Raw genomic sequence first — 23,122 nt, 5'->3', positions numbered from 1 at the left:
GGCGGCTGCGGCGCCATCGGGCCCAGGGCACTTGGCCGAGGCCGCCGGGCGGGTGTGCTAAGTTCGCCGCCTGCGCGATCCACGGCTGGGCGCGCTGCCTCAAGGAGTTCCGTTCATGACCCGACGCTGGCTTCCCGTGCTGGTGCTGGCCGCTGCGCTCAGCGGCTGCGGCTACAACGACTTTCAGAAGCTGGACGAGTCCAGCAAGGCCGCCTGGAGCGAGGTGCTGAACCAGTACCAGCGCCGCGCCGACCTCGTGCCCAACATCGTGGCCTCGGTCAAGGGCGAAGCCAACTTCGAGCAGGAAACGCTCACCCGCGTGGTCGAGGCCCGGGCCAAGGCCACCTCGATCCAGGTGACGCCCGAGACGCTGAACAACCCGCAGGCCTTCAACCAGTTCCAGCAGGCGCAAGGCGAGCTGTCGAGCGCACTCTCGCGGCTGATGGTGGTGGCCGAGCGCTACCCGCAGTTGCAGGCCAACCAGGCCTTCCGCGACCTGCGCGTGACGCTGGAGGGCACCGAGAACCGGATCACCGTGGCGCGCAACCGTTACATCCAGACCGTGCAGGACTACAACGTGCTGGCGCGCAGCTTTCCGACCAACCTGACGGCCATGGTCTTCAGCTACGAGCCCAAGCCCACCTTCAGCGTGCAGAACGAAGCCGAGATCTCGCGCCCGCCCAAGGTGGACTTCGGCACCGGCAGCACGCCCGCGCCGGCACCCGCGCAGAAGTAGGCGCGCGCCCGCCCCGTCGTGCTGAACTCGCTGCCGCTGCTGCGCCGGCTGACCGCCCTGCTGCTGATCGCGGCTGCGGCCGGCGCCTTCATGGCCGCGGCCTGGGCCCAGGCGCTGCAGCCGGTGCCCGCGCTCACCGCCCGTGTGATCGACCAGACCGGCACGCTGACGCCCGACGCGCGGCAGAGGCTCGAGGACAAGCTGCAGGACTTCGAGCAGCGCGAGGGCACGCAGATCGTCGTGCTGATGGTGCCGGCCACGGCGCCCGAGGACATTGCGGCCTATGCCAACCGCGTGGCCAACGCATGGAAGATCGGGCGCCGCGACGTGGGCGACGGCCTGCTCGTGATCGTGGCCAAGAACGAGCGGCGCATGCGCATCGAAGTGGCCAAGACGCTGGAAGGCGCGGTGCCCGACCTGGCCGCCGCGCGCATCATCGACCAGCACATGAAGCCGGCCTTTCGCAACAACGACTTCGCCGGCGGCATCGACGCCGCGCTGGACCAGCTGATCGCGCGCATCGGCAACGAAGCCACGATTGAAATGGAAGCCGTGGCGCCGGGCGACGAGGCCTCGTCCGGAGGACTGCTGGACAGGCTCGACTTCGAGGACCTGCTGTTCCTGTTCTTCCTGCCCGTGGTGCTGATCGCCGGGCTGCTGCGCAAGGCAGTGGGTGGTGGCCTGGGCGTGACGTTCACGGCCGGCCTGGCCGGCGCGGTGATCTGGTGGATCACGTCCAGCCTGTTCGCCGGCGTGCTGGCGGGCGTGGCGGCCCTGATCATCGCCAGCTTCGCGCTGGCCCTGTCGTCGGGCCTGCGCTTTTCCACCACCAGCAGTGGCGGCTACCGGGGCGGCCATGGCACGGGCGGCTGGAGCAGCGGCTCGTCCTCTTCGGGCGGCTGGAGCAGCAGCAGCAGTAGCAGCAGCGACAGCTTTAGCTCGGGCGGCGGTGGCGACTTTGGAGGCGGCGGCGCCTCGGGAGACTGGTGATGCCCGCACGCGCGCGCTACGCGCCCACCTGGTTCGGCCGCCTGCAGCGCCTGCTGCGCAACCGCCGCACGAATGAAGGCCACACCCGCCGCATCTTTGCGCCCGAACTGCTGCAGCGCCTGGCCGCGCGCGTGCGCGCCAGCGAACAGCGCCACACGGGCCAGGTCCGCATCTGCGTCGAAGCCGGCCTGCCCTGGAGCTACATCCGCCAGGACGCGCCCGTGCGCCAGCGCGCGGTCACGCAGTTCGGCAAGCTGCGCGTCTGGGACACGGCCCACAACAACGGCGTGCTCATCTACCTGCTGCTGGCCGAACACGCCATCGAGATCGTGGCCGACCGCGGCATCGACGCGCATGTGGATGCCGCGCAGTGGCAGGCCCTGGCTCAGCGCATGGGCCAGGCTTTTGCCGAAGGCCGCTTCGAAGACGGCCTCACGCTGGCGCTCGAAGAAGTCTCGGCCCTGCTGGTGGCGCACTTCCCTGCCGACGCCGGCAGCCCGCGCCGCAGCAACGAGCTGCCGGACGCGCCGGTGCTGATCTGAAGCTGGCCGGCGCGGGCGCTCTCGCCGCGCGGCACTGACCCTCAATCCGCCCGGATGTCCGCGCGCGCCGCCACGGCGCGCATGGCCGGCAGTTCGCTTTCGATGCGCGCGCGCAGGGCGGCGGCGTTGCCGTGGGCGGGCGTCAGGCCCAGTTCGACCAGCCGCTTCTTCATCGCCGCGGGCTGCAGCACCTCGGCCAGCGCGCTTTCCAGCTTCTGCGCGACGGGCGCGGGCAGGCCTGCCGGGCCCACCAGGCCGAACCAGGAACCGGCCTCGAAACCCGGGTAGCCGCTTTCGGCCACGGTGGGCACGTCGGGCAGGCTGGGCAGGCGGCGGGCCGCCAGCGTGGCCAGCGGACGCACCTTGCCGGCCTGGATCTGCGGCAGGCTGGCGACGATGGTGTCCACCGACACCTGCACCTGCCCGCCGATCAGCGCCGTGAGGCTGGGCGCGCTGCCGTTGAAGGGCACATGCACCATGCGGATGCCGGCCGTGCTCTTGAGCATCTCGGCGCCGAAGTGGACCGAGGAGCCCGCGCCAAAGGAGCCATAGGAGAACTTGTCGGGCGCCGCCTTGGCCTGCTTCACCAGCTCGGCCACGCTGCGCACGCTGCTGTCGTTGTTGGCCAGCAGCAGCAGGCTCATGTCGGCCACCGTGCCCAGCGCGGTGAAGCTCTTGAGCGGGTCATACGGCAGGTGGGTGCGGATGGCCGGGTTGAGCGTGAAGGTGGAGTTGGAGCCCAGCAGCAGCGTGTAGCCGTCGGCCGGCGCCTTGGCCACCAGGGCCGCGCCCACCACGGTGCCCGCGCCGGGCTTGTTGTCCACCACCACGGGCTGGCCCAGCTTCTCGCCCAGCGCCGTGGCCAGCAGCCGCCCCAGCACGTCGGTGGCGCCGCCCGCGGCGAAGGGCACGATCAGCCGGACGGGCCGGTCGGGCCAATGGGCTTGCGCAAGGGCGCCCGGGCCGGCCAGCGCCAGCGCGCCCAGAGCCAGGCCTTGAAGAAATTGCTTGCGGGACAGTGCTGCGGTCATGGCGAACTCAGGCAAAGGGAGGGGTGGACGGGGTGAGCAGCGGGCTGCGCACGCGCGAATGGCCGCTGGCCTGGTCGTAGGCATGGCCGATCTGCAGCACGGCCGCATCGGCCTGGACCGGGCCGATGATCTGGATGCCCGCAGGCAGCCCCTGCGGCCCGAAGCCGGCCGGTGCCGCCAGCGCGGGCAGGCCGGCCATGGTGGCGGGCACCACGGCCTGCATCCAGCGGTGGTAGCTGTCCATCTCGCGCCCGTCGATGGCGCGGGGCCAGTCCAGCCCGGCATCGAAGGGAAAGACCTGCGTGGCGGGCAGGACGAGGAAGTCCACACGCTCGAACAGCTCGCGCAGGCACTGGTACCAGGCGCTGCGCACCTTCATGGCCTCGTACAGCTGCGGCCCCGTGAGCTTCAGGCCGCGTTCGATCTCCCACAGCGCCTCGGGCTTGAGCAGCGCGCGCGTGGCGGCGTCGGCCGCCAGCGCGGCATTGGCGCCGCTGACGCTGAAGCTGCGCAGGTCGATCCAGGCGCGCCACAGGCGCTCGAGGTCGAAGGCCGGCGTGACGGCCTGCACCTGGCAGCCCATGGCCTCGAAGTGCGCAAGCGCGCCGCTGCAGGTCTGCAGCAGCCCGGCTTCCATCGGCAACTGGCCGTTCAGATCGCCCAGCCAGCCGATGCGCACGCCGCGCCAGTCGCGCGGCGGCGGCAGGGCAAAGCGGCCCGGCGCCTCGCTGCGGCGCGTGAGCGGCAGCCGGGCGTCGAAGCCGGCCTGCACGCCCAGCAGCAGCGCCAGGTCGGGGATGTTGCGCGCCATCGGGCCGGCCACGCTGAACTGCTGCGCGAAGACCTCTTCCGCCGGCCCGTGCGGCACCAGGCCGAAGGAGGTGCGAAAGCCATAGACGTTGTTGAAGGCCGCCGGCGTGCGCAGCGAGCCCATCATGTCGGAGCCGTCGGCCACCGGCAGCATGCGCAGCGCCACGGCCACGGCCGCGCCGCCGCTGCTGCCGCCGGCCGTGCGCGTGGGCTCGAAGGCGTTGCGCGTGGTGCCGTAGACGGGGTTGTAGGTGTGGCCGCCCAGTCCGAATTCGGGTGAATTGCTGCGCCCGATGAAGACCGCGCCGCCCGCGCGCATGCGCTCGAACACCACCGCATCGCTGGCCGACACCTGCCCGGCAAAGATGGGCGAGCCACGCGTGGTGACCATGCCGGCCGCGGGCATGATGTCCTTGGGTGCCTGCACGAAGCCATGCAGCGGGCCGCGCCACCGGCCGCGCGCCAGTTCGGCGTCCAGCGCGCGGGCCTGCGCCAGCAGGCCTTCGGTGGGCAGCGGCGCCACGATGGCGTTGACCTGCGGGTTCAGCCGCTCGATCTGCGCCAGGAAGGCCTGCAGCAGCTCCACGCAGGACAGGGCGCGCGTGGCGATGGCCTGCGAGAGCGAGACGGCGTCGAGTTCGACAATGTCGCGCCCGGCGAAGGCGCCACCAACAGGGGTTTGAGACAGGGGCATGAGCGCAGCATAGGCAGTCATGACCCTTTCCACCATCGCCGATTTCTCGCGTTATCTTTGCGGAATATGCAAAGCAAACGCGACCCCGCCCTGACCGCCCGCGGCCTGCAGGACACCGCCCTGCGCTACTTTCTGGCCGTGGTGCGCAGCGGCTCGCTGAGCGAGGCCGCGCTGCACCTGAACGTGACGCCCTCGGCCGTGAGCCGGCAGGTGGCGGCGCTGGAAGGCCTGCTGGACGTGCCGCTGTTCGAGCGCCGCCCGCGCGGCATGGTGCCCAGCGCGGCGGGCGAACTGCTGGCCGCGCATGTGCGGCGCGCCGAGCTGGAGGCCGACCGCGTGGTCTCGGACATCCAGGGCCTGCGCGGGCTGCGCCGCGGGCGCGTGCGCATCGGCAGTTCGGCCGGCTTTGCGCTGGAGTTTTTGCCGCAGGTGATCGCCGAGTTCCACGGCCTGTACCCGGGCCTTCAGTTCCACCTGCAGACGGCCAGCCCGGCCATGGTGGGCACCTTGGTGCTGCATGGCGATGTGGACCTGGGCCTGACCTACAGCCGATCGGCCGAACAGGGCCTGCAGGTGGTGCACCGCCAGCCCTCGCCGGTGCTGGCCATCATGCGGCCCGACCACCCGCTGGCGCGCCATGCCAGCGTCACGCTGGCGCAGATGCACGGCTACCCCATCGCCCTGCCCGAGCCCGACAACACGGTGCGCCAGCTCTTCGACATCGGCTGCAACGAGCGGCGCCTGGTCTTTGCGCCGGTGCTCACCAGCAACCAGTTCGAGACGCTGACCAGCTTCGTGCTGCATGGGGGCGGGCTGTCCATCTCGGGCGAATTGACGGTACGCGGCCGGCTGGCGCGCGGCGAACTGCATGCGGCGCAGATCCGCGAATCGGGCATGCGCAACCGCAGCATCGAGCTGCAGACCCTGGCGGGCCGCACCCTGCCCGAGGGCGTGGCCACGTTTCTGGAATTCCTGCGCGAGCGCCTCGCGCCGCGGAGCGCCGTTCAGCGCCGCGGCGCGGCCTGATCCTGCTGCTCCAGCAGCCGCAGGTTCACGGCATGCGTGGCGTCCAGCTCCAGCTGCACGGCGCGCATGACGCGCGACAGCGCCTGGTAGCGGCGGTTGCCGGCGCGCACGCGCTCGGCCAGCGCCTCGGCGATGCCCAGCATCAGCCGCGCGGCCACGGCCGGCTGCACCTCCACCAGCCGGCGCAGCGCCGCGCGCGTGAGCAGGGCCAGCCGCAGGTCGGTCAGCGCGGTGCAAGTGGCCGAGCGCGGCTCGCCGTCCAGCAGGCCCATCTCGCCGATCAACTGGCCCGGGCCGATGATGGACATCACCACCTCCTGGCCCGGCACCTGGGCAGAGCTTTCGGCGCGCACCTGGCCGTCGAGCACCAGGGCCATGTAGTCCGCGTCTTCGGTCTGGCCCTCGCGCATGACCACGGTGCCGGCCGGCATGAAGACGGGGCGCATCGCGTCGATCACCAGACGCGCCTCGTCCAGGTCCATGCCGGCCACGAAGGAGCTGCGCATGAGCATCGCCGCCGCCTCGTCGCGCGCCGTCAGCGAGGCGCCAGGCGCGCTCATGACGCCGCTCCCGTCGTCGGCTGCAGGCCGCGGGCGGGCGCCGGCAGCGCCCACACGGCACCGTCGCCCACCGCATGAAAGCGCCGGCCCGGTGCCGGCGGCACGGCCCAGCCGCCCGTGAATTCGCCAAAGGCCGGCAGCACGGCGCGCCCGGCGTCCTGCACGAAGCAGGGCAGGCGCAGCCGGTCGCGGCCCCGGCCCTGCAGGTGGCAGACCGGATGCTCGTGGCCGGCCAGCACGAAGTGCGTGGGGTGCGTCTGCGGGTGGTGGCAGGCGGCAAAAGGGCCCAGCAGGTGCGGCTCGTCCACCACCTCGATCCGCAACTCGGCCGGCGGGTCGCCGGCCCGGTCGTCGTGGTTGCCGCGCACCAGGGTCATGGCCAGGGCCGCATGGCGCGCGCGCCAGTCGGCCAGCGCCTGCAGCACGGCGGGCGTGCGCGCTTCGGGCGCATGCAGGAAGTCGCCCAAGAAGACCAGGTGCGCGGGCTGCTGCGCGGCGATGAGGGCATCGAGCCGCGCCAGGTTGCGCGCCGTGCTGCCGGCCGGCACGGGCTGGCCCAGCGCGCGGTAGCTGGCGGCCTTGCCCAGGTGCAGGTCGGCGACGAAGAGGATGCGCTGCGCCGGCCACCACAGCGCGGGCGCCGGCAGCAGCTGCAGGGGTTGACCGGCCCACTGCACGGTGGCGGGATCGGCGAAGGAAGGCAGGGAAGACACGTCGCCAGTTCGGGAAGGACGGTGGGTGGGCTCATCGAGTTTAGGCCGGGCTCCGTTGCACGCGCGCAGTCGCGCAGCGGATCACCCACGCGGGCGCCGTGCATTGCGCCGCGGCGACGCACGGCGCGATGGCGATGACTCGGGCCCGTCGAAGGCCAGGGTCTGGCGCACCTGCGCGCTGGCCGCTTCGGCGGGCGGTGGCGCTTCGTCGGCGCCGCCGGCAGCCTGCTCCAACTGGGCCACCATGCGCGCGATGCGGTCGGCCACGCGCTCGTTGCTCAGCTGCTCGCGAAAGCGCGCCACCATCAGCGGGAAGGCCAGCGGCGTGGGCCGGGCCAGCGCATGCATCGCCAACTGCTGGCCTTCCATGCGCGCGAGTGTTTCGGCCAGGCGGCCGATCTCCAGCTCCTGCGCCAGCAGCTCCGACTGGGCCTGGGCCAGCAGCTGGTTGCCCGGGTCGTACTGCCTGAACACCTCCCAGAACAGCGAGGAAGACGCCTGCAGCTGCCGGCTGCTGCGCCGCTCGCCGGGGTAGCCCTGGTAGATCAACCCGGCCACGCGCGCGATCTCCCTGAAGCGCCGCTGCGCCAGTTCGGTGGCGTTGAGGCTGGCCAGCACCTCGTGCAGCAGTTGCTCCTGCGTGCGCGGCGCCAGCACTTGGGGCAGCAGCGCGGGCCAGTCCACCTCGGTGGCGCAAAGCAGCTCCAGCCCGTAGTCGTTCACGGCCATCGAGAACGTGCGCGGCGCCACCTGCGCCACGCGCCAGGCCAGCAGGCTGGCCAGCCCCAGATGCACATGCCGGCCCGCGAAGGGATAGAGGAACAGGTGCCAGCCTTCGCGCGATTTCAGCGTTTCGGCCAGCAGGCGCTGCGGCGCGGGCAGGCCCGACCAGCGCTGCTGCAGCACCAGCAGCGGGCGCAGCGCCTGCAGCTCGGGGCTGGCGTCGGTGTGGCCGGCCTCGGCCAGCGCAAACTGATCGAGCAGCGCATCGGCCAGAGTGGTGGACATGGGCATGCGCCCGCCGTTCCAGCGCGGCACCGCGGGCCGCGCGCCGCTGGCGCGGCGCACCCAGGCGGTCATCTCGCGCACGCGCACCAGCTCCAGCAGCCGGCCCGCGAAGAGGAAGCAGTCGCCGGGCTTGAGGCGCGCGGCAAAGCTCTCTTCCACCGTGCCGATGCGCGCGCCGCCCACGAACTGCACCTGCATGCTGGCATCGCTGACGATGGTGCCGATGTTCATGCGGTGCCGGCGCGCCAGCCGTGCATCGGGCACGCGCCAGATGCCCTGCGCGTCGGGCGCCACGCGGCGGTAGTCCGGGTAGGCCGCCAGCGACGGGCCGCCCTGGCGCACGAAGTCCAGGCACCACTGCCATTGCGCGTCGCCCAGCTGCGCATAGGCGGCCGTGCGCTGCACTTCGGCGCGCATGGCCTCGGGTTCGAAGCCCCCGCCCAGCGCCACCGTCACCAGGTGCTGCACCAGCACGTCCAGCGGCTGCGCGGGCACCTCGCGCGCCTCGATCTGGCCGGCCGCCACCGCGGCGCGCGCGGCCGCGCCTTCCATCACCTCGATGCTGTGCGTGGGCACCAGCGTGATGCGCGAAGGCCGCCCCGGCGCATGGCCCGAGCGGCCCGCGCGCTGCAGCAGCCGCGCCACGCCCTTGGGCGAGCCGATCTGCAGCACGCGTTCCACGGGCAGGAAGTCCACGCCCAGGTCCAGGCTGGAGGTGCAGACCACCGCGCGCAGCGTGCCACCCTTGAGCCCCAGCTCCACCCACTCGCGCACCGCCTTGTCCAGCGAGCCGTGGTGCAGCGCGATCAGCCCCGCCCACTCGGGCCGCGCCTCCAGCAGCGACTGATACCAGATCTCGGACTGCGAGCGCGTGTTCGTGAACACCAGCGTGCTGCGGCTGGCTTCAATCTCCTCGATCACCTGCGGCAGCATGGCCGTGCCCAGGTGCCCGCCCCAGGGAAAGCGCTCCACGCGCGGCGGCAGCAGCGTGTCGATCTGCAGCGACTTGGGCACCTGCCCGCGCACCAGCGTGCCCCCGGCCTGCGGCCCCAGCAGCACCTGCAGCGCCTGGTCCAGATTGCCCAGCGTGGCCGACATGCCCCAGGTCATCAGGGCCGGGCTCCAGCCGCGCAGGCGCGCCAGCGCCAGTTGCACCTGCACCCCGCGCTTGTTGCCCATCAGCTCATGCCATTCATCGACCACCACCAGCTTCAGGTGCCTGAACAGCTCCTGCGCGTCGGCGCGCGAAAGCAGCAGCGAAAGGCTTTCAGGCGTGGTGACCAGCACCGTGGGCAGGCGCCGGTCCTGCCGCGCGCGCTCGCCCGAGGCCGTGTCGCCGCTGCGCGCGCCGGCCGTCCAGTGCGGGGCCAGCGCCTGCATCGGCGCCTGCAGTGCGCGCAGCGTGTCGGCCGCCAGCGCGCGCATGGGCGTGAGCCACAGCACCGTCAGTGGTGGCGGCGGCGCTGACGCGGCTGCAGCTTTCCTGGGCGGCGCCACCAGCGCCTGCAAGGCGCCCAGCCACACCGCATAGGTCTTGCCCGCGCCCGTGGTCGCATGCAGCAGGCCGGACTGGCCCTGCGCGATGGCGCGCCAGACTTCTTCCTGGAAGGGGAAAGGGCTCCAGCCCTGCGCCTGGAACCACTGGGCAAGACGCGACCGGGTTGCGCTCATGGGGGCAACAAGGCCTCCAGCGTCTGCAGCGTGTCGGCCTCCTGCACGGGCTTGTCTTCGCGCCAGCGCAGCATGCGCGGGAAGCGCACGGCGATGCCGCTCTTGTGCCGCGTGCTCCTGGCGATGCCTTCGAAGCCCAGCTCGAAGACCAGGGTGGGCCGGACGCTGCGCACCGGGCCGAAGCTCTCGACCGTGGTCTTGCGGATCACGGCGTCCACGCGCGCCATCTCGGCATCGGTCAGGCCCGAATAGGCCTTGGCAAAGGGCACCAGCTTGCGGTCTGCCTGTTCGGGCGGGCCGTCCCACACGGCGAAGGTGTAGTCGCTGTAAAGGCTGGCCCGGCGGCCGTGGCCGCGCTGCGCGTAGATCAGCACGGCGTCGATGGACAGCGGGGCGATCTTCCACTTCCACCACACGCCCACGTCCTTGGTGCGGCCCACGCCGTACTGCGCATCGAGCCGCTTGAGCATCATGCCTTCCACGCCGAGGCTGCGCGCGGCCTCGCGCCGACGTGCCAGCTCGGGCCAGTCGGCGCCGGTGAGCACGGGGCTGGCGATGAGCAGCGGATGCGCGAGTTGCGCAACGAGCGCGTCGAGCTGCGCGCGGCGCTCGCGTTGCGACAGCGGCCGCAGGTCGCGGCCCTGCCCTTCGAGCATGTCGTACACCAGCAGCACCACGGGCAGTTCGCGCAGCAGCTTGGGGCCCAGGGTCTTGCGGCCAATGCGCTTTTGCAACGCGGCGAAGGGCTGCACGCGCCCGTCCTGCCAGACCACGATCTCGCCGTCGAGCACCGTGCCGTCGGGCAGGGCCTCGCCCATCGCCGCAAGCTCGGGGAAGCGCTCGGTCACCAGTTCCTCGCCGCGCGACCACAGCCAGACCTGGCCCGCGCGCTTGACCAGCTGCGCGCGGATGCCGTCCCATTTCCACTCCACCAGCCAGTCGGAGGGCGGGCCGAGCAGTGCATCGAACTGCGCCACCTCCACATTGAAGGGATGCGCGAGGAAGAAGGGGTAGGGCTGGCCGCTGGTCTGGGTGTTCTGCTCGCTCTCGCTTTCAGGCGCGATGAGCGCGCCATAGGCCGCCGCGTCGGGCCGCGCGCCGATGTGGGTGTAGCCCATGAGCCGCTGGGCCACCCGCTTGGCGTCGACGCCCCCCACGGCCGCCAGCGCCTGCGTGACCTGCAGCCTGGACACGCCCACGCGGAAGGCGCCGGTGATGAGCTTGAAGTACACCAGCCGCTCATCGGGCGCGAGCTGGCGCCATTGCGCGCGCAGGCGTTCGGGCAGCTCGTCTGCCGGCGCGCCGCGCAGGGGCAGCAGGTGCTGCTCGACCCACTGGGCCAGGCCCAGGTCATGCGCGTCGGTGGGCGGGGGCAGCAGCAGCGCGATGGTTTCGGCCAGGTCGCCCACGGCCTCGTAGCTTTCGTCGAAGAGCCATTCGGGCAGCCCCGCGGCCTCCTGGCCCAGCAGGCGAAGCAGCTTCACGGGCACCAGCTGGCGCGGCTTGCCACCGGCCAGGAAGTACACGGCCCAGGCCGCGTCCTGCGGCGGCGCGGCGCGCAGGTAGCGCTGCAGCGCGGCCTGCTTGGCCAGGCTGGAGGTGCTGGCGTCCAGCTCGCGGTACAGCGCGGCAAAGGCTTTCACGGGGCGGTTCCCTGCGCCGCCGGGGGAAGTTCGGGTTGGGGGCTGCCCGCGTCGTCCTCGTCGCCGTATTCGGTCTTGAAACCCTGCGCGTCCAGCCCCAGCTCGCGCAGCCAGCGCACCAGCACGGCCACGCTGCCGTGCGTGACGAAGACGCGCTGCGCGCCCGTACCCGCGATGGCCTGCTGCAGGCCGGGCCAGTCGGCGTGGTCGCTCATCACGAAGCCGCGGTCCACGCCGCGGCGCCGGCGCGTGCCGCGCAGCTGCATCCAGCCACTGGCAAAGGCATCGGCATAAGCGCCGAAGCGCTTCATCCATGGCGTGCCCTGGGCCGAGGGCGGCGCGAGCACCAGCGCGCGCCTGAGCAGCGCGGCGTCCACGCCCGGGTCGGTGACCCTGAGCGTGGACGGCAGCGCGACGCCAGCCGCGCGATACACCGCATTGAGCGGCTCCACGGCGCCATGCACGACGATGGGGCCGATGCCTGCATCCACCCCATGCAGGATGCGCTGCGCCTTGCCGAAGGCGTAGCAGAAGAGCACCGAGGCGCGGCCCTCCTGCGCATTGCGGCGCCACCACGCGTTGATCTCGCTCATCAGCTGCGGCTGCGTGGGCCAGCGGTAGATGGGCAGGCCGAAGGTCGATTCGGTGATGAAGCAATGGCAGGGCACGGGCTCGAAGGGCGTGCAGGTGCCGTCGGGCTCGGTCTTGTAGTCGCCGGAAGCCACCCACACCTGGCCGCCGTGCTCCAGCCGCACCTGGGCCGAGCCCAGCACGTGGCCGGCCGGGTGCAGCGACACGCGCACGCCATGGTGTTCGATGGCCTGGCCGTAGGGCAGCGTCTGCAGCGTGATGTCGGCGCCCAGGCGCTGGCGCAGCACGCCTTCGCTGTCGGTGTGGGCCAGGTAGTGCGCGTGGCCCACGCGCGCGTGGTCCGAATGGCCGTGCGTGATGACGGCGCGCGCCACGGGCTTCCAGGGGTCGATGTAGAAGTCGCCGGCCGGGCAGTACAGGCCTTCAGGGCGCGCGATGACCAGATCGGTGGAGGCGGCGTGAGAAGGCATGGCGCCATGCTAGAGCGCGCTGCGCCAGCCTGCACGGCCTGGCCATTCGATTGCGCGGGCAGCCTACAAAGCCGTGCGCAGATGCCCCGCCCGCATGCGCGCCCTTGCTGCCTACGCTTGAGCCCAGGCCAACCCGCAGGCAACCGCCAAGAAAAGCCACGATGCAACAAGCACAAGAAACCATCTACGACGCCCTTCGGGCCAGCCATGAAACACAGCGCAGCCTGTGCCGCCGTTTGCTGCGCAGCCAGCCCGGCCCCGCGCGCAAGGCGCTGTTCGATGCACTGTGCGTGGAACTGGCCGCGCATGAGGCCGCTGAAGAGCGCTACCTCTATGTGCCCATGCTGATGCATGACCTGGGACTGGATGCCTCGCGCCACGCGCTGCACGAGCACCACCAGCTCGACGAGCTGGTGGAAGAGCTGCAGAAGAACGATTGCGATGCACGCGGCTGGATGAACACGGCGCGCGCGCTTTCGCGCAAGGTGCACCACCATCTGCGCGAAGAGGAAAGGCGCTTCTTCCAGGTCTCGGGCAAGCTGCTGTCGGACAGCCAGAAGACCCGGCTGGCGCGCCAGTACCAGCGCGATTTCTCGCGCATGCAGCAGCAGCTGGCCGCGCCCGCCTGAACGGGCTCAGCGGGCCGGCGCCCGCGCGCCGGCTGCGGCGGCAGCGGCTGGCGCCATCTTCATCAGCTCGATCACGTTCATCTTCATGCCGCCGGGCATGACCATGTCGCCAGGCTTCTGGCCGGCCGTGCACGGCCCCTTCCAGGTGGCTTCCATGCGCATGTCCTGCGTGGCGCGGCCCGGGCGCGGGGGCTCGTAGGTGGTGGTGGACTGCACGCTGTAGTGGCTGTCGAAGTTGCCGCTGATGACCACGTGGGTGTTGACCTTGGTGGCGCCCTCCTGGCAGGTCTCGCGGTGCACCATCATCTTGCCGGCCTCGTTGCGCGTTTCTTCCTTGCAGGCCTTGCGGTTCATCTTGGGCTGCTGGTTGCCGAAGTCCTGCATCAGCTTGTCGGTGGCAGCGTCCACGCAGTGCATCACCACCATCGGGCCCTTGGCGCCTTCCACCTGGCCCATCTGCATCTCCCACAGCCCGGGCTTGCGCGGCGGAAAGCTGGGGCCGGCCTGCGCCGCGGGCACCAGCAGCGCAGCGGCCAGCAGGCCCGGGGCCAGTGAGGAGAGTGCAAGGCGCAAAGGGCGGGCAGAGGCGCTCATGGCGGGCTCCTGGCAGGTGGCAGCGAAGGAGCAGGCATTCTTGCGCCGCCGGCCAGGGCGACCAATAGAGCCTTCGGCAGTGGCGCGCGGGACTCTAGCGCCTTCGGCTTAGAACCTGTGCGCGACCATCAACGCGAAGCGGGCCGGGGCTGGTCAGCCCTCAAACGGCGTCCACTTCTGCGCGCTGGCGGCGGAGGCCACGGTGCGTTCGATGAAGCGCACGCCGCGCGCGCCGTCTTCCACGCGCGGGTAGTCGGCCGCCAGCGGATCGGCCGCGTGGCCCGCCTGGTGCGCGCGGATGTCGGCGATCACGCCCGCATACACGTTGGCAAAGGCTTCGATGAAGCCCTCCGGGTGGCCGGCCGGGATGCGGCTGGCACGCTGCGCCGAAGGGCTGAGCCAGGGCGCACCGCGCGTGAGCACGCGCAGCGGGCCGTCCAGCGGCCAGTGCCGCAGCTCGCTGGGCTGCTCCTGGCGCCACTCCAGCGTGCCGCGCGTGCCGCTCACGCGCAGGCGCAGGTCGTTTTCCTTGCCGGTGCTGATCTGCGATGCCAGCAGCACGCCGCGCGCACCGCCTTTGAAGCGCAGCAGCAGGCTGGCGTCGTCGTCCAGCGCGCGGCCCGGCACCAGCGCGCCCAGGTCGGCGCACAGCGATTCGATCTGCAGCCCGGTGACGGTGGCGACCAGGTTCTCGGCATGCGAGCCGATGTCGCCGATGGCGCCGGCCAGGCCGCTGCGGGCCGGGTCGGTGCGCCAGCCGGCCTGCTTGTTGCCCTCGCCTTCCAGCGCCGTGGCCAGCCAGCCCTGGGTGTACTCGACCACCACCTTGCGCACGGTGCCCAGCTCGCCCGCGCGCACCATGTCGCGCGCCTGCCGCACCATGGGGTAGCCGCTGTAGTTGTAGGTCACGCCGAAGACGGTGCCCTGCCGCGCCACGGCCTCCACCAGCGCCTGGGCCTGCTCGCTGCTGTGCACGAGCGGCTTGTCGCACACCACATGAAAGCCCGCCTGCACGAAGGCCTGCGCCACCGGGAAGTGCACATGGTTGGGCGTGACGATGACCACGAAGTCCACGCGCTCATGGGCCGGCCGCTGCAGCTCGTCGGCCAGCAGGGCCTGCCAGTCGGCGTGGTTGCGGCCTTCGGCCAGGCCCAGCGCACGACCCGAAGCCCGCGCCTTCTCGGGCGTGGACGAGAGCGCGCCGGCCACCAGCTGCGCCTGGCCATCCAGCGCCAGCGCATGGCGATGCACGGCACCGATGAAGGCGCCCTGCCCGCCGCCCACCATGGCATAGCGAAGCGGGCGGTGCGAGGGGTCGGCAGGTGCAGTCATCGGAACGTGGCGTGGGAAAGGGAAGGAATGGGCGCGCGCGGCGCCCGCCATCAGAACGGCGAGTTCGGGTGGTAGAAGTCCTTGGCGTTGTCCTTGGTGATCAGCACCGAGGGGATGATGGTGGTGGCGGGCAGCTTCTCGCCCTTGAGCCGCGCCTCGGCCGTGAGCTTGATCGCGTCGTAGATGAACTTGGGCGAGTAGCTCACGTCGGCGGTCAGGCGCGGGTCCTTGCCGTCCATGATGGACTTGACCATGCCCTTGGCGCCGGCGCCGCCGAAGACGATCTTGATGTCGGTGCGCTTGGCCTGTTCGATGGCGCGCAGCACGCCCACGGCCATGTCGTCGTCGGCCGCCCAGATGGCGTCGATCTCCTTGAAGCGCGTCAGGTAGTCCTGCGTGACCTTGAAGGCGTCGTCGCGGTTCCAGTTGGCGTACTTGGCATCCAGCAGCTTGATGTCGGGGTAGTTCTTGAGCACGCTGTTGAAGGCGTCCATGCGCTCGTTGTCCAGCGTCGTCGCGATGCCGCGCAGCGCCACCACGTTGCCCTTGCCATTGAGCTTCTTGGCGATGTATTCGGCCGGCACCTTGCCGAAGGCGGTGTTGTCGCCGGCCACGTAGGCGTCCTGCGCGCTGGTGTCGGTCAGGCCGCGGTCCACCACCGTCACGTAGGCGCCCTTGGCCTTCACCTGCGCCACCGGCTTGGTCAGCGCGGCCGATTCGAAGGGGAACACCACCAGCGCGTTGATCTTGGTGACGCTGGACAGGTCCTGCAGCTGGTTGGCCTGCTCGGGCGCGTTGGCGGCCGTCTTGATGGTGATCTTCAGGTCCTTGTGCTGCTTCTCCAGGTCCTTCTTGGCCTGGTTGGCCCAGTAGTTGATGCCGCCCATGAAGCTGTGGGTGGCGGCCGGGATGGACACGCCGAGGTTCACTTTTTCGGCGGCCAGCGCGGGCAGGCTGGCGAAGGTGGCGGCGGCAACGGCGCTCAGCGCCAGGCGACGGGTGATGGTGCTCATGCGGGATGTCTCCTTGGGGTTGGAACTGGAACGGGAACGGACGAAACAGTTGGAAGGCGCGACGCGGCCGAGCGCCGGGCCGCCCCAAGCCGGCCGCGCCTCCCCCTCGGGGGGTGGCGTTACACGACCGAAGGGAGTGAAAAGCTGGGGGGCCATGTTTCTAGCGCTTCCCGCGCTGCAGGAAGGCGACGATGATGATCACGAAGCCCTGCACCGCGGCGTTGAGGTACACGCTGATGATGCTGGTGAGGTTCAGGATGTTGCTGATGACCGAGAGCAGGATGGCTCCCACCACGGTGCCGGTGATGCTGCCCGCGCCGCCCTTGAGTGCGGTGCCGCCCACGATCACCGCGGCGATGGCCTCCAGCTCCCACAGCAGGCCGGTGGTGGGCGAGGCCGAACCCAGGCGCGGCACGTACAGCAGCGTGGCAATGCCCACGCACACGCCCAGCAGCGCATAGGTGAGGATCTTCACGCGGTCCACGTCCACGGCCGCGTAGCGCGCCACCTGCTCGTTGGAGCCGATGGCCTGCACGTAGCGCCCGTAGGCGGTGCGGTTGAGGATCACGCCGCCGATGACCGCCACCAGCGCGAAGATCCACACCGGCACCGGGATGCCCAGCAGGCTGCCGTAGTACACGGGTGCGTAGAGATCGGCGAACTCGTTGTCGAGCGTGAGCGCGCCGCCGTCGGCGAAGTAGGTCAGGTAGGCGCGGAAGATGCCCAGCGTGCCCAGCGTGACGATGAAAGGCTCGATGCGGCCCTTGGTGATGAGCAGCCCGTGCGCCAGGCCGAAGACCGCGCCCAGCACCACGGCCAGCGCCGCGCCCATCACCACCGCCATCAGCGGCGAGCCGCTGGCCGGGCCGGCCCAGTTGATGAACATGATCACGCTGCCGGCGATCAGCGCCGCCATCGAGCCCACCGACAGGTCGATGCCGCCGGAGATGATGACGAAGCACATGCCCACCGCGATGATGCCGATGAAGGCCGTGCGCGTGAGCACGTTCATCGCGTTCTCGGGCGTGGCGAAGTCGCTGTTGAGCAGCGCGCCCGCGATGCACAGCAGCACCAGGCCGATGATCGGGCCCAGGCCGTGCAGGCGCTCGGTCCAGCGCGGTGCGGTGTCGGCGCGGTGCGCGGCGCCTTCGGCGGCCGCGGAGGTGGGGGTCGGGTCAGGCTGGGACATGGTCTGGGGCGGCAGTGCCGGTGGCGTGCGCAATGAGTTGCTCCTCGCTCAGGTGCTCGGCGGGCAGCGTGGCGACCAGCCGGCCCGCGCGCATCACGGCCACGCGGTGCGCCAGGCCGATCAGTTCCATGAGTTCGGAGGAGATGACGATCACGGCCAGGCCTTCGCGCGCCAGCCGCTGGATGAGGAAGTAGATGTCGCGCTTGGCGCCCACGTCCACGCCGCGCGTGGGCTCGTCGAGCACCACCACCTTGGGCTGCGGGTGCAACACCTTGGCCAGCGCCAGCTTCTGCTGGTTGCCGCCCGACAGCGAGGCCGCGCGCACCTCCAGCGAGCCGGTGCGGATGCCGAAGTCCTTCACCGCCGCGTCCAGCGCCGCGCGTTCGCTGGCCGGCTGCAGCCAGGGTTGTGCGTGGCGCTGCAGCGCCATCAGCGTGAGGTTCTGGCGCAGGCCGAAGGCCACGTGCAGGCCCTTGCCCTTGCGGTCTTCGCTGAGGTAGGTCAGGCCGCGGTCGGCGGCCTGGCGCGGCGAGCGCAGCTGCACCTCCTGCCCCTGCAGCTGCACGTCGCCGCTCGCGGGGCGCAGGCCCAGCAGGCCTTCGAAAAGCTCGGTGCGGCCCGCGCCCACCAGGCCCGCGAAGCCCAGGATCTCGCCCGGCCGCACCTCGAAGTCCACCTGCTGCGCCCAGCCCGGCACGCTGAAGCCGCGCACGCGCAGCGCGGGGGCGCGGTCGGTGGCCACGGGGTCGCGCGGCGGGTACAGGTCGGCGATCTCGCGCCCCACCATCAGGTTGGCCATCTGGTGGCGCGTGAGCTTCTCAGTGGCCTCGCGCGTGACGAAGCGGCCATCGCGCATCACCACCACCTCGTCGGTCACGCGCTCCACCTCGTCGAGCTTGTGGGAGATGTAGACGATGGTCACGCCGTCGGCCCGAAGCTGGGCGATGAGCCGGAACAGCCGCTCGGTCTCGCCCGGCGTGAGCGTGGCCGTGGGCTCGTCCATGATCAGCAGGCGCGCGCGCCGGGCCAGTGCCTTGGCGATTTCCACCAACTGCTTTTCAGCCACGATGAGGCGGCGCACCTTGGTGGCCGGATCGACCTGCAGGCCCACCTGGGCCAGGGCCGCGGCAGCTTCGGCATGCATCGCGCGGTCGTCCAGGAAAAGACCTTTGCGCTTTTCGTGGCCCAGGAAGATGTTGTCGGCGATGCTCAGGTCTTCGGCGAGGTTGAATTCCTGGTGGATCAGCACGATGCCCAGCGCCTCGGCCTCGCGCGAGCCCTGGAACTGGCGGGCCTGGCCGTTGATGCGCAGCTCGCCGCCCGTAGGTGCCTCGTAGCCGGCCAGGATCTTCATCAGGGTGGACTTGCCCGCGCCGTTCTCGCCCAGCAGGCCGACCACGCGGCCCGGCGGCAGCGCAAAGCTCACGCCATGCAGCACCTGCACCGGGCCGAAGGACTTGCGGATGCCGTCGAACTCGACGCTCACCGTGGGCTTGGAGTCTGTGTGCATGGGCGAACTCATGTGGGTGCGACGCCGCGCGCCTTGAGCGTTTCGTGCATGGCCAGCACGCCGGCGCCGACCACGCCGGCCTCGGTGCCCAGCGGCGTGTACTGGATCTCCAGATGCCGCGTGGACAGGGCCAGCGAGCGCTGGTAGACGCTATGGCGCACGGCCGCCAGGAACAGCGGCCCGATCTGCGTGATGCCCCCGCCGATGAACACATGCGAGGGGTTGAAGAAGTTCACCACCGAAGCCAGCATCTGCCCGATCAGGTTGCCGGCGCGCTGGATGATGGCGTTGGCCGAAGCATCGCCCGCGCGGCTGGCATGGCCCACGTCGATGGCCTCGATGCGGCCCTGGTTGCGCAGCACGGCGGCCAGCGCGGGGGATTCGCCGCGCTCGGCCGCGGCCTGGGCCATGCGCACGATGGCCGGGCCGGCGGCCATGGCCTCCACGCAGCCCACGTTGCCGCAGTGGCAGCGCGGCCCCTGCTGGTCCACGCAGATGTGGCCCACGTCGCCGGCCGAGCCGGCGGCGCCGCGGTACACCTCGCCATGGCACACGATGCCGCAGCCGATGCCCGTGCCCACCTTGATCACGAGGAAGTTGGGAAGCTGGCGCTGCAGGCGCCACAGCTCACCCAGCGCCATGAGGTTGACGTCGTTGTCCACGAAGACCGGGGCCGCGTAGTCCTCGCGCAGGTAGTCGCGGATCGAGAAGCTGTCCCAGCCCGGCATCAGCGGCGGGTTCACGAGCTGGCCGGCGCCGAAGTTCACGGGCCCCGGCACGCCCATGCCAATGCCCAGTACGCGCCGCGGCGCGACGCCCTGCTTTTGCAGCAGCTCGCGCAGTCGCTGGCGCACGCGGGCCAGCACCACGCCAGGGCCGTCGCGCACGTCGATGGCTTCGCCATGGCGCGCGAGCACCGTGAGGTCGGGCTGCAGCACGGCCAGATCGAGGCTGGTGGCGCCGATGTCTGCCGCCAGCAGCACGCCCAGGTCGGCATGCAGGCGCAGATGCTCGGGGCGGCGACCGCCCGTGGAGGCGCGCGGGCCGGCTTCGGTCAGGAGCCCCTGCTCGAGCAGGCCCGCGATCAGCGCATTGGCCTTGCTACGCGAATAGCCCAGCCGTTCGGCCATGCCATGGCGCGAACCTCCGGCCGACCAGAAGGTGGTCGACAGCAGTTCCAGCTCGCCCGCGGAAAGGCCGTTCCAGGGTGCCACGCCGTCTTGTCTCCGTGCGTTCTTTGGGATGCCGCAGGCCCGAAGGCTGCGGCGGTGCACGGATGCTAGGCAGTCGACTTCAAGCAATCAAGGTTCAACTTTGAACATTTTTAGGTCGAAGTTGAATCGAAAGCCACAGAGCACTTTGCAGCCGCATTTGCCGGCTGGCCGGAAAAAAGAAAAGCCAGTCAGCGAACTGACTGGCTTCTGGCCCGAAGGCGGTGGAACGGTGAAGGCAGCGCGAGGGCCGCCCGCACGCTCACTTCTTCTGGCGGAACTTGCGCAGCGCGGCGATCTGGGCGGCCATCACGGCCAGCTCGGACTGGGCCATGGCGATGTCGATGTCGCTCTTGGCGTTCTTGAGCGCTTCCTCGGCGGCGGCCTTGGCCTTGTTCGCCTTCTCGTCGTCCAAGTCCTTGCCGCGGATCGCGGTGTCGGACAGCACGGTCACGGCGTCGGGTTGCACTTCCAGAATGCCGCCGGCCACGAACACGAACTCTTCGTTGCCTTCGGCCGTCTCGATGCGCACGGCACCCGGGCGGATGCGCGTGATCAGCGGCGTGTGGCGCGGATAGATGCCGAGCTCGCCGGCTTCACCGGGCAGCGCCACGAAGCGCGCCTGTCCCGAGAAGATCGACTCTTCTGCGCTGACGACATCGACTTGAATGGTGTTGGCCATATGCGTTTCCTTGGAATCAAAAAGTTCGGATGAGCAAGCAGACGGGAGGGCCCGCTAGGCGCCGCGCACAGCCGTACGTCAGTACGGCGAGCACGGCAACGACGCGGGCTGCCCGTATGCGCCGCTCAGGCGAGCTTTTTGCCCTTTTCGATGGCTTCGTCGATGGTCCCGACCATGTAGAAGGCCTGCTCCGGCAGGTGGTCGCACTCGCCGTTCACGATCATCTTGAAGCCGCGGATGGTTTCCGACAGCGGCACGTACTTGCCGGGCGAGCCCGTGAACACTTCGGCCACGTGGAAGGGCTGCGACAGGAAACGCTGGATCTTGCGGGCGCGGGCCACGGCCAGCTTGTCTTCCGGCGCCAGTTCGTCCATGCCCAGAATGGCGATGATGTCGCGCAGTTCCTTGTAGCGCTGCAGCGTGCCCTGCACGGCGCGGGCCACGTTGTAGTGCTCTTCACCAACCACGTTCGGGTCCAGCTGGCGCGAGGTCGAGTCCAGCGGGTCCACGGCGGGGTAGATGCCCAGCGAAGCGATGTCACGCGACAGCACCACGGTGGAGTCCAGGTGGGCGAAGGTGGTGGCAGGCGAGGGGTCGGTCAAGTCATCGGCAGGCACGTACACGGCCTGGATGGAGGTGATCGAGCCGACCTTGGTCGAGGTGATGCGCTCTTGCAGGCGGCCCATTTCCTCGGCCAGCGTGGGCTGGTAGCCCACCGCGGAAGGCATGCGGCCCAGCAGTGCGGACACTTCGGTACCGGCCAGCGTGTAGCGGTAGATGTTGTCCACGAAGAACAGCACGTCCTTGCCTTCGTCGCGGAAGGACTCGGCGATGGTCAGGCCGGTCAGGGCCACGCGCAGACGGTTGCCCGGGGGCTCGTTCATCTGGCCGTAGACCATGGCCACCTTGGACTCGGGCAGGTTCTCCAGGTTCACGACGCCGGAGTCGGCCATCTCGTGATAGAAGTCGTTGCCTTCGCGGGTGCGCTCGCCCACACCAGCGAACACCGACAGACCGCTGTGGGCCTTGGCGATGTTGTTGATGAGTTCCATCATGTTCACGGTCTTGCCCACGCCGGCACCACCGAACAGGCCCACCTTGCCGCCCTTGGCGAACGGGCACACCAGGTCGATCACCTTGATGCCGGTTTCCAGCAGCTCCTGCGAAGGCGACAGCTCGTCATAAGCCGGTGCCTTGCGGTGGATGGAGGCCGTCAGGGCCTGGTCCACGTCACCGCGTTCGTCGATGGGGCTGCCCAGCACGTCCATGATGCGGCCCAGCGTGGCCTTGCCCACGGGCACGGTGATAGGCGCGTCGGTGTTCGTGACCTTCAGGCCGCGACGCAGACCGTCGGACGAACCCAGGGCGATGGTGCGGACCACGCCGTCACCGAGCTGCTGCTGCACTTCCAGCGTCAGTGCGCCGCCTTCGAACTTGAGGGCGTCGTAGACCTTGGGCATCTGGTCACGCGGGAATTCCACGTCGACCACGGCGCCGATACATTGAACGATTGTTCCTTGAGCCTGAGCCATGTTCTGCTCCAGTAATTTGTCTTGAATGTTTGCCGGAAGCCCGGAATCAGTTGCCGGTGGCCGCAGCCGCGCCCGACACGATTTCCGACAGCTCCTTCGTGATGCCGGCCTGGCGGGTCTTGTTGTAGACCAGCTTGAGCTCGTTGATCACGTTGCCCGCGTTGTCCGTGGCAGCCTTCATGGCCACCATGCGCGCCGACTGCTCCGAAGCCATGTTCTCGGCCACGGCCTGGTAGACCAGCGACTCCACGTAGCGCACCAGCAGTTCGTCGATGACGGTCTGCGCGTCGGGCTCGTAGATGTAGTCCCAGCTGTGGCCGCTGGTCTTCTCGACCTGCAGCGCGTCAGCGCTCAGCGGCAGAAGCTGTTCGACCACCGACTCCTGGCGCATCGTGTTGATGAACTTGGTGTAGCTCAGGTAGACCGCATTGATCTTGCCTTCCGCATAGGCGTCCAGCAGCACCTTGACCGGCCCGATGAGCTTGTCCAGGTGCGGCGTGTCGCCCAGCTGCGTGGCGTGAGAGACCACCTTCGCGCCGATGCGCGTGAGGAAGCCCAGACCCTTGTTGCCGATGGCCACCGCTTCAGCCGACACGCCGGCCGACTGCAGCTCGCGCAGCTTGGCCGTGACGGCCCGCAGCACGTTGGTGTTCATGCCACCGCACAGGCCCTTGTCCGTCGTCACCACGATGAAGCCAGCGACCTTGGCGTCGTTGGTCTTCATGAAGGCGTGGGTGTACTCGGGATTGGCCTGGCTCAGGTGCGCGGCGATGGTGCGCACCTTGTCAGCGTAGGGACGGGCCGACCGCATGCGGTCCTGCGCCTTGCGCATCTTCGACGCGGCCACCATTTCCATGGCCTTGGTGATCTTCTTGGTGTTCTCCACCGATTTGATCTTGCCGCGGATTTCCTTGCCGGCTGCCATCGATGCTCCTTAAGCCTTGT

The 23,122-nt window shown here is 70.2% G+C and carries 21 protein-coding genes; 5 read left to right on the top strand and 16 right to left on the bottom strand.

Features of this window, described 5'->3' with window-relative positions:
- Nucleotides 1-115: 115 nt before the first annotated feature.
- Genes PGB34_RS21100 through PGB34_RS21090 form a run of 3 tightly spaced genes read left to right on the top strand, consistent with a single transcriptional unit; the run spans nt 116 to nt 2,268 of the window.
- Nucleotides 116-736 (top strand): LemA family protein, encoded by a 621-nt coding sequence (locus PGB34_RS21100; RefSeq protein ID WP_271430077.1) that lies wholly within the window; start codon nt 116-118, stop codon nt 734-736.
- An 18-nt stretch (nt 737-754) separates the two neighbouring features.
- Nucleotides 755-1,726: a TPM domain-containing protein gene (locus PGB34_RS21095; RefSeq protein ID WP_333909041.1), complete on the top strand. Its 972-nt coding sequence runs from the start codon at nt 755-757 to the stop codon at nt 1,724-1,726.
- Nucleotides 1,726-2,268 carry a TPM domain-containing protein gene (locus PGB34_RS21090; protein WP_271430076.1) on the top strand — a complete coding sequence of 181 codons (543 nt, stop codon included), beginning with the start codon at nt 1,726-1,728 and terminating at the stop codon, nt 2,266-2,268. The genes PGB34_RS21095 and PGB34_RS21090 overlap by 1 nt, the downstream gene beginning before the upstream one ends.
- A 41-nt stretch (nt 2,269-2,309) precedes the next feature.
- Here the strand turns inward: PGB34_RS21090 and PGB34_RS21085 are convergent, their stop codons facing one another.
- Nucleotides 2,310-3,299 carry a Bug family tripartite tricarboxylate transporter substrate binding protein gene (locus PGB34_RS21085; RefSeq protein WP_271430075.1) on the bottom strand — a complete coding sequence of 330 codons (990 nt, stop codon included), beginning with the start codon at nt 3,297-3,299 and terminating at the stop codon, nt 2,310-2,312.
- A gap of 7 nt (nt 3,300-3,306) precedes the next feature.
- Entirely contained in the window at nt 3,307-4,803 is a 1,497-nt protein-coding gene (locus PGB34_RS21080) for an amidase (RefSeq protein WP_271430074.1), read from the bottom strand.
- Nucleotides 4,804-4,869: 66 nt separating this feature from the next.
- On the opposite strand from PGB34_RS21080, the gene PGB34_RS21075 reads away from it, so the two are divergent.
- Nucleotides 4,870-5,829, top strand: a complete 960-nt coding sequence (locus PGB34_RS21075; protein WP_408647935.1) for a LysR family transcriptional regulator — start codon at nt 4,870-4,872, stop codon at nt 5,827-5,829.
- On the opposite strand, the gene PGB34_RS21070 is transcribed toward PGB34_RS21075, so the two are convergent.
- From PGB34_RS21070 to PGB34_RS21050, 5 genes are all read right to left on the bottom strand, one after another.
- Nucleotides 5,808-6,389: a cyclic nucleotide-binding domain-containing protein gene (locus PGB34_RS21070; RefSeq protein ID WP_271430073.1), complete on the bottom strand. Its 582-nt coding sequence runs from the start codon at nt 6,387-6,389 to the stop codon at nt 5,808-5,810. The genes PGB34_RS21075 and PGB34_RS21070 overlap by 22 nt on opposite strands.
- Nucleotides 6,386-7,102: a ligase-associated DNA damage response endonuclease PdeM gene (gene pdeM / locus PGB34_RS21065; protein WP_271430072.1), complete on the bottom strand. Its 717-nt coding sequence runs from the start codon at nt 7,100-7,102 to the stop codon at nt 6,386-6,388. The genes PGB34_RS21070 and pdeM overlap by 4 nt, the downstream gene beginning before the upstream one ends.
- 81 nt (nt 7,103-7,183) lie before the next feature.
- Nucleotides 7,184-9,781 (bottom strand): ligase-associated DNA damage response DEXH box helicase, encoded by a 2,598-nt coding sequence (locus PGB34_RS21060; RefSeq protein ID WP_271430071.1) that lies wholly within the window; start codon nt 9,779-9,781, stop codon nt 7,184-7,186.
- Complete coding sequence (locus PGB34_RS21055; RefSeq protein ID WP_271430070.1) at nt 9,778-11,424, bottom strand: ATP-dependent DNA ligase; 1,647 nt, start codon at nt 11,422-11,424, stop codon at nt 9,778-9,780. The genes PGB34_RS21060 and PGB34_RS21055 overlap by 4 nt, the downstream gene beginning before the upstream one ends.
- A complete protein-coding gene (locus tag PGB34_RS21050) occupies nt 11,421-12,485 on the bottom strand; it encodes a ligase-associated DNA damage response exonuclease (protein WP_271430069.1) in 1,065 nt (354 codons plus the stop codon). Before PGB34_RS21050 ends, PGB34_RS21055 begins: the two co-directional genes overlap by 4 nt.
- Nucleotides 12,486-12,646: 161 nt before the next feature.
- Between PGB34_RS21050 and PGB34_RS21045 the strand changes: the two genes are divergently transcribed.
- Nucleotides 12,647-13,114 carry a hemerythrin domain-containing protein gene (locus tag PGB34_RS21045; protein ID WP_271430068.1) on the top strand — a complete coding sequence of 156 codons (468 nt, stop codon included), beginning with the start codon at nt 12,647-12,649 and terminating at the stop codon, nt 13,112-13,114.
- Between the two features lie 6 nt (nt 13,115-13,120).
- Here PGB34_RS21045 and PGB34_RS21040 read toward each other — a convergent pair whose 3' ends face one another.
- The 9 genes from PGB34_RS21040 to atpG form a co-directional block, all read right to left on the bottom strand.
- A complete protein-coding gene (locus PGB34_RS21040; protein ID WP_271430067.1) occupies nt 13,121-13,708 on the bottom strand; it encodes a DUF3617 domain-containing protein in 588 nt (195 codons plus the stop codon).
- Nucleotides 13,709-13,861: 153 nt separating this feature from the next.
- Nucleotides 13,862-15,040: a Gfo/Idh/MocA family protein gene (locus PGB34_RS21035; protein ID WP_271430066.1), complete on the bottom strand. Its 1,179-nt coding sequence runs from the start codon at nt 15,038-15,040 to the stop codon at nt 13,862-13,864.
- A 50-nt stretch (nt 15,041-15,090) separates the two neighbouring features.
- Nucleotides 15,091-16,053: a substrate-binding domain-containing protein gene (locus tag PGB34_RS21030; protein WP_271430065.1), complete on the bottom strand. Its 963-nt coding sequence runs from the start codon at nt 16,051-16,053 to the stop codon at nt 15,091-15,093.
- A gap of 160 nt (nt 16,054-16,213) precedes the next feature.
- Complete coding sequence (locus tag PGB34_RS21025; protein WP_271430064.1) at nt 16,214-17,242, bottom strand: ABC transporter permease; 1,029 nt, start codon at nt 17,240-17,242, stop codon at nt 16,214-16,216.
- Nucleotides 17,229-18,752 carry a sugar ABC transporter ATP-binding protein gene (locus PGB34_RS21020; protein ID WP_271430063.1) on the bottom strand — a complete coding sequence of 508 codons (1,524 nt, stop codon included), beginning with the start codon at nt 18,750-18,752 and terminating at the stop codon, nt 17,229-17,231. The genes PGB34_RS21025 and PGB34_RS21020 overlap by 14 nt, the downstream gene beginning before the upstream one ends.
- Before the next feature lie 8 nt (nt 18,753-18,760).
- Entirely contained in the window at nt 18,761-19,933 is a 1,173-nt protein-coding gene (locus tag PGB34_RS21015; protein WP_271430166.1) for an ROK family protein, read from the bottom strand.
- A gap of 292 nt (nt 19,934-20,225) precedes the next feature.
- Nucleotides 20,226-20,645 carry a F0F1 ATP synthase subunit epsilon gene (locus PGB34_RS21010; RefSeq protein ID WP_271430062.1) on the bottom strand — a complete coding sequence of 140 codons (420 nt, stop codon included), beginning with the start codon at nt 20,643-20,645 and terminating at the stop codon, nt 20,226-20,228.
- A gap of 125 nt (nt 20,646-20,770) precedes the next feature.
- Nucleotides 20,771-22,177, bottom strand: coding sequence for a F0F1 ATP synthase subunit beta (gene atpD / locus PGB34_RS21005; RefSeq protein ID WP_271430061.1), 1,407 nt, complete (start codon nt 22,175-22,177; stop codon nt 20,771-20,773).
- A gap of 46 nt (nt 22,178-22,223) precedes the next feature.
- Nucleotides 22,224-23,102, bottom strand: coding sequence for a F0F1 ATP synthase subunit gamma (atpG, locus tag PGB34_RS21000; protein WP_271430060.1), 879 nt, complete (start codon nt 23,100-23,102; stop codon nt 22,224-22,226).
- Nucleotides 23,103-23,122: the final 20 nt, after the last annotated feature.

The organism is Xenophilus arseniciresistens, from assembly GCF_028023875.1.
Lineage (GTDB): Bacteria > Pseudomonadota > Gammaproteobacteria > Burkholderiales > Burkholderiaceae_C > Xenophilus > Xenophilus arseniciresistens.
The sequence above is the reverse complement of the archived record's forward strand: the minus strand, read 5'-3'. Positions and strand labels throughout refer to the sequence as shown.

Coding starts and splice junctions, on each gene's coding strand:
- PGB34_RS21085 (WP_271430075.1), bottom strand. CDS start 3,299: ATGACCGCAGCACTGTCCCGCAAGCAATTTCTTCAAGGCCTGGCTCTG.
- PGB34_RS21025 (WP_271430064.1), bottom strand. CDS start 17,242: ATGTCCCAGCCTGACCCGACCCCCACCTCCGCGGCCGCCGAAGGCGCC.
- PGB34_RS21070 (WP_271430073.1), bottom strand. CDS start 6,389: ATGAGCGCGCCTGGCGCCTCGCTGACGGCGCGCGACGAGGCGGCGGCG.
- PGB34_RS21040 (WP_271430067.1), bottom strand. CDS start 13,708: ATGAGCGCCTCTGCCCGCCCTTTGCGCCTTGCACTCTCCTCACTGGCC.
- PGB34_RS21035 (WP_271430066.1), bottom strand. CDS start 15,040: ATGACTGCACCTGCCGACCCCTCGCACCGCCCGCTTCGCTATGCCATG.
- PGB34_RS21045 (WP_271430068.1), top strand. CDS start 12,647: ATGCAACAAGCACAAGAAACCATCTACGACGCCCTTCGGGCCAGCCAT.
- PGB34_RS21030 (WP_271430065.1), bottom strand. CDS start 16,053: ATGAGCACCATCACCCGTCGCCTGGCGCTGAGCGCCGTTGCCGCCGCC.
- PGB34_RS21050 (WP_271430069.1), bottom strand. CDS start 12,485: ATGCCTTCTCACGCCGCCTCCACCGATCTGGTCATCGCGCGCCCTGAA.
- PGB34_RS21060 (WP_271430071.1), bottom strand. CDS start 9,781: ATGAGCGCAACCCGGTCGCGTCTTGCCCAGTGGTTCCAGGCGCAGGGC.
- PGB34_RS21020 (WP_271430063.1), bottom strand. CDS start 18,752: ATGCACACAGACTCCAAGCCCACGGTGAGCGTCGAGTTCGACGGCATC.
- PGB34_RS21080 (WP_271430074.1), bottom strand. CDS start 4,803: ATGCCCCTGTCTCAAACCCCTGTTGGTGGCGCCTTCGCCGGGCGCGAC.
- PGB34_RS21010 (WP_271430062.1), bottom strand. CDS start 20,645: ATGGCCAACACCATTCAAGTCGATGTCGTCAGCGCAGAAGAGTCGATC.
- atpD (WP_271430061.1), bottom strand. CDS start 22,177: ATGGCTCAGGCTCAAGGAACAATCGTTCAATGTATCGGCGCCGTGGTC.
- PGB34_RS21090 (WP_271430076.1), top strand. CDS start 1,726: ATGCCCGCACGCGCGCGCTACGCGCCCACCTGGTTCGGCCGCCTGCAG.
- atpG (WP_271430060.1), bottom strand. CDS start 23,102: ATGGCAGCCGGCAAGGAAATCCGCGGCAAGATCAAATCGGTGGAGAAC.
- PGB34_RS21100 (WP_271430077.1), top strand. CDS start 116: ATGACCCGACGCTGGCTTCCCGTGCTGGTGCTGGCCGCTGCGCTCAGC.
- PGB34_RS21075 (WP_408647935.1), top strand. CDS start 4,870: ATGCAAAGCAAACGCGACCCCGCCCTGACCGCCCGCGGCCTGCAGGAC.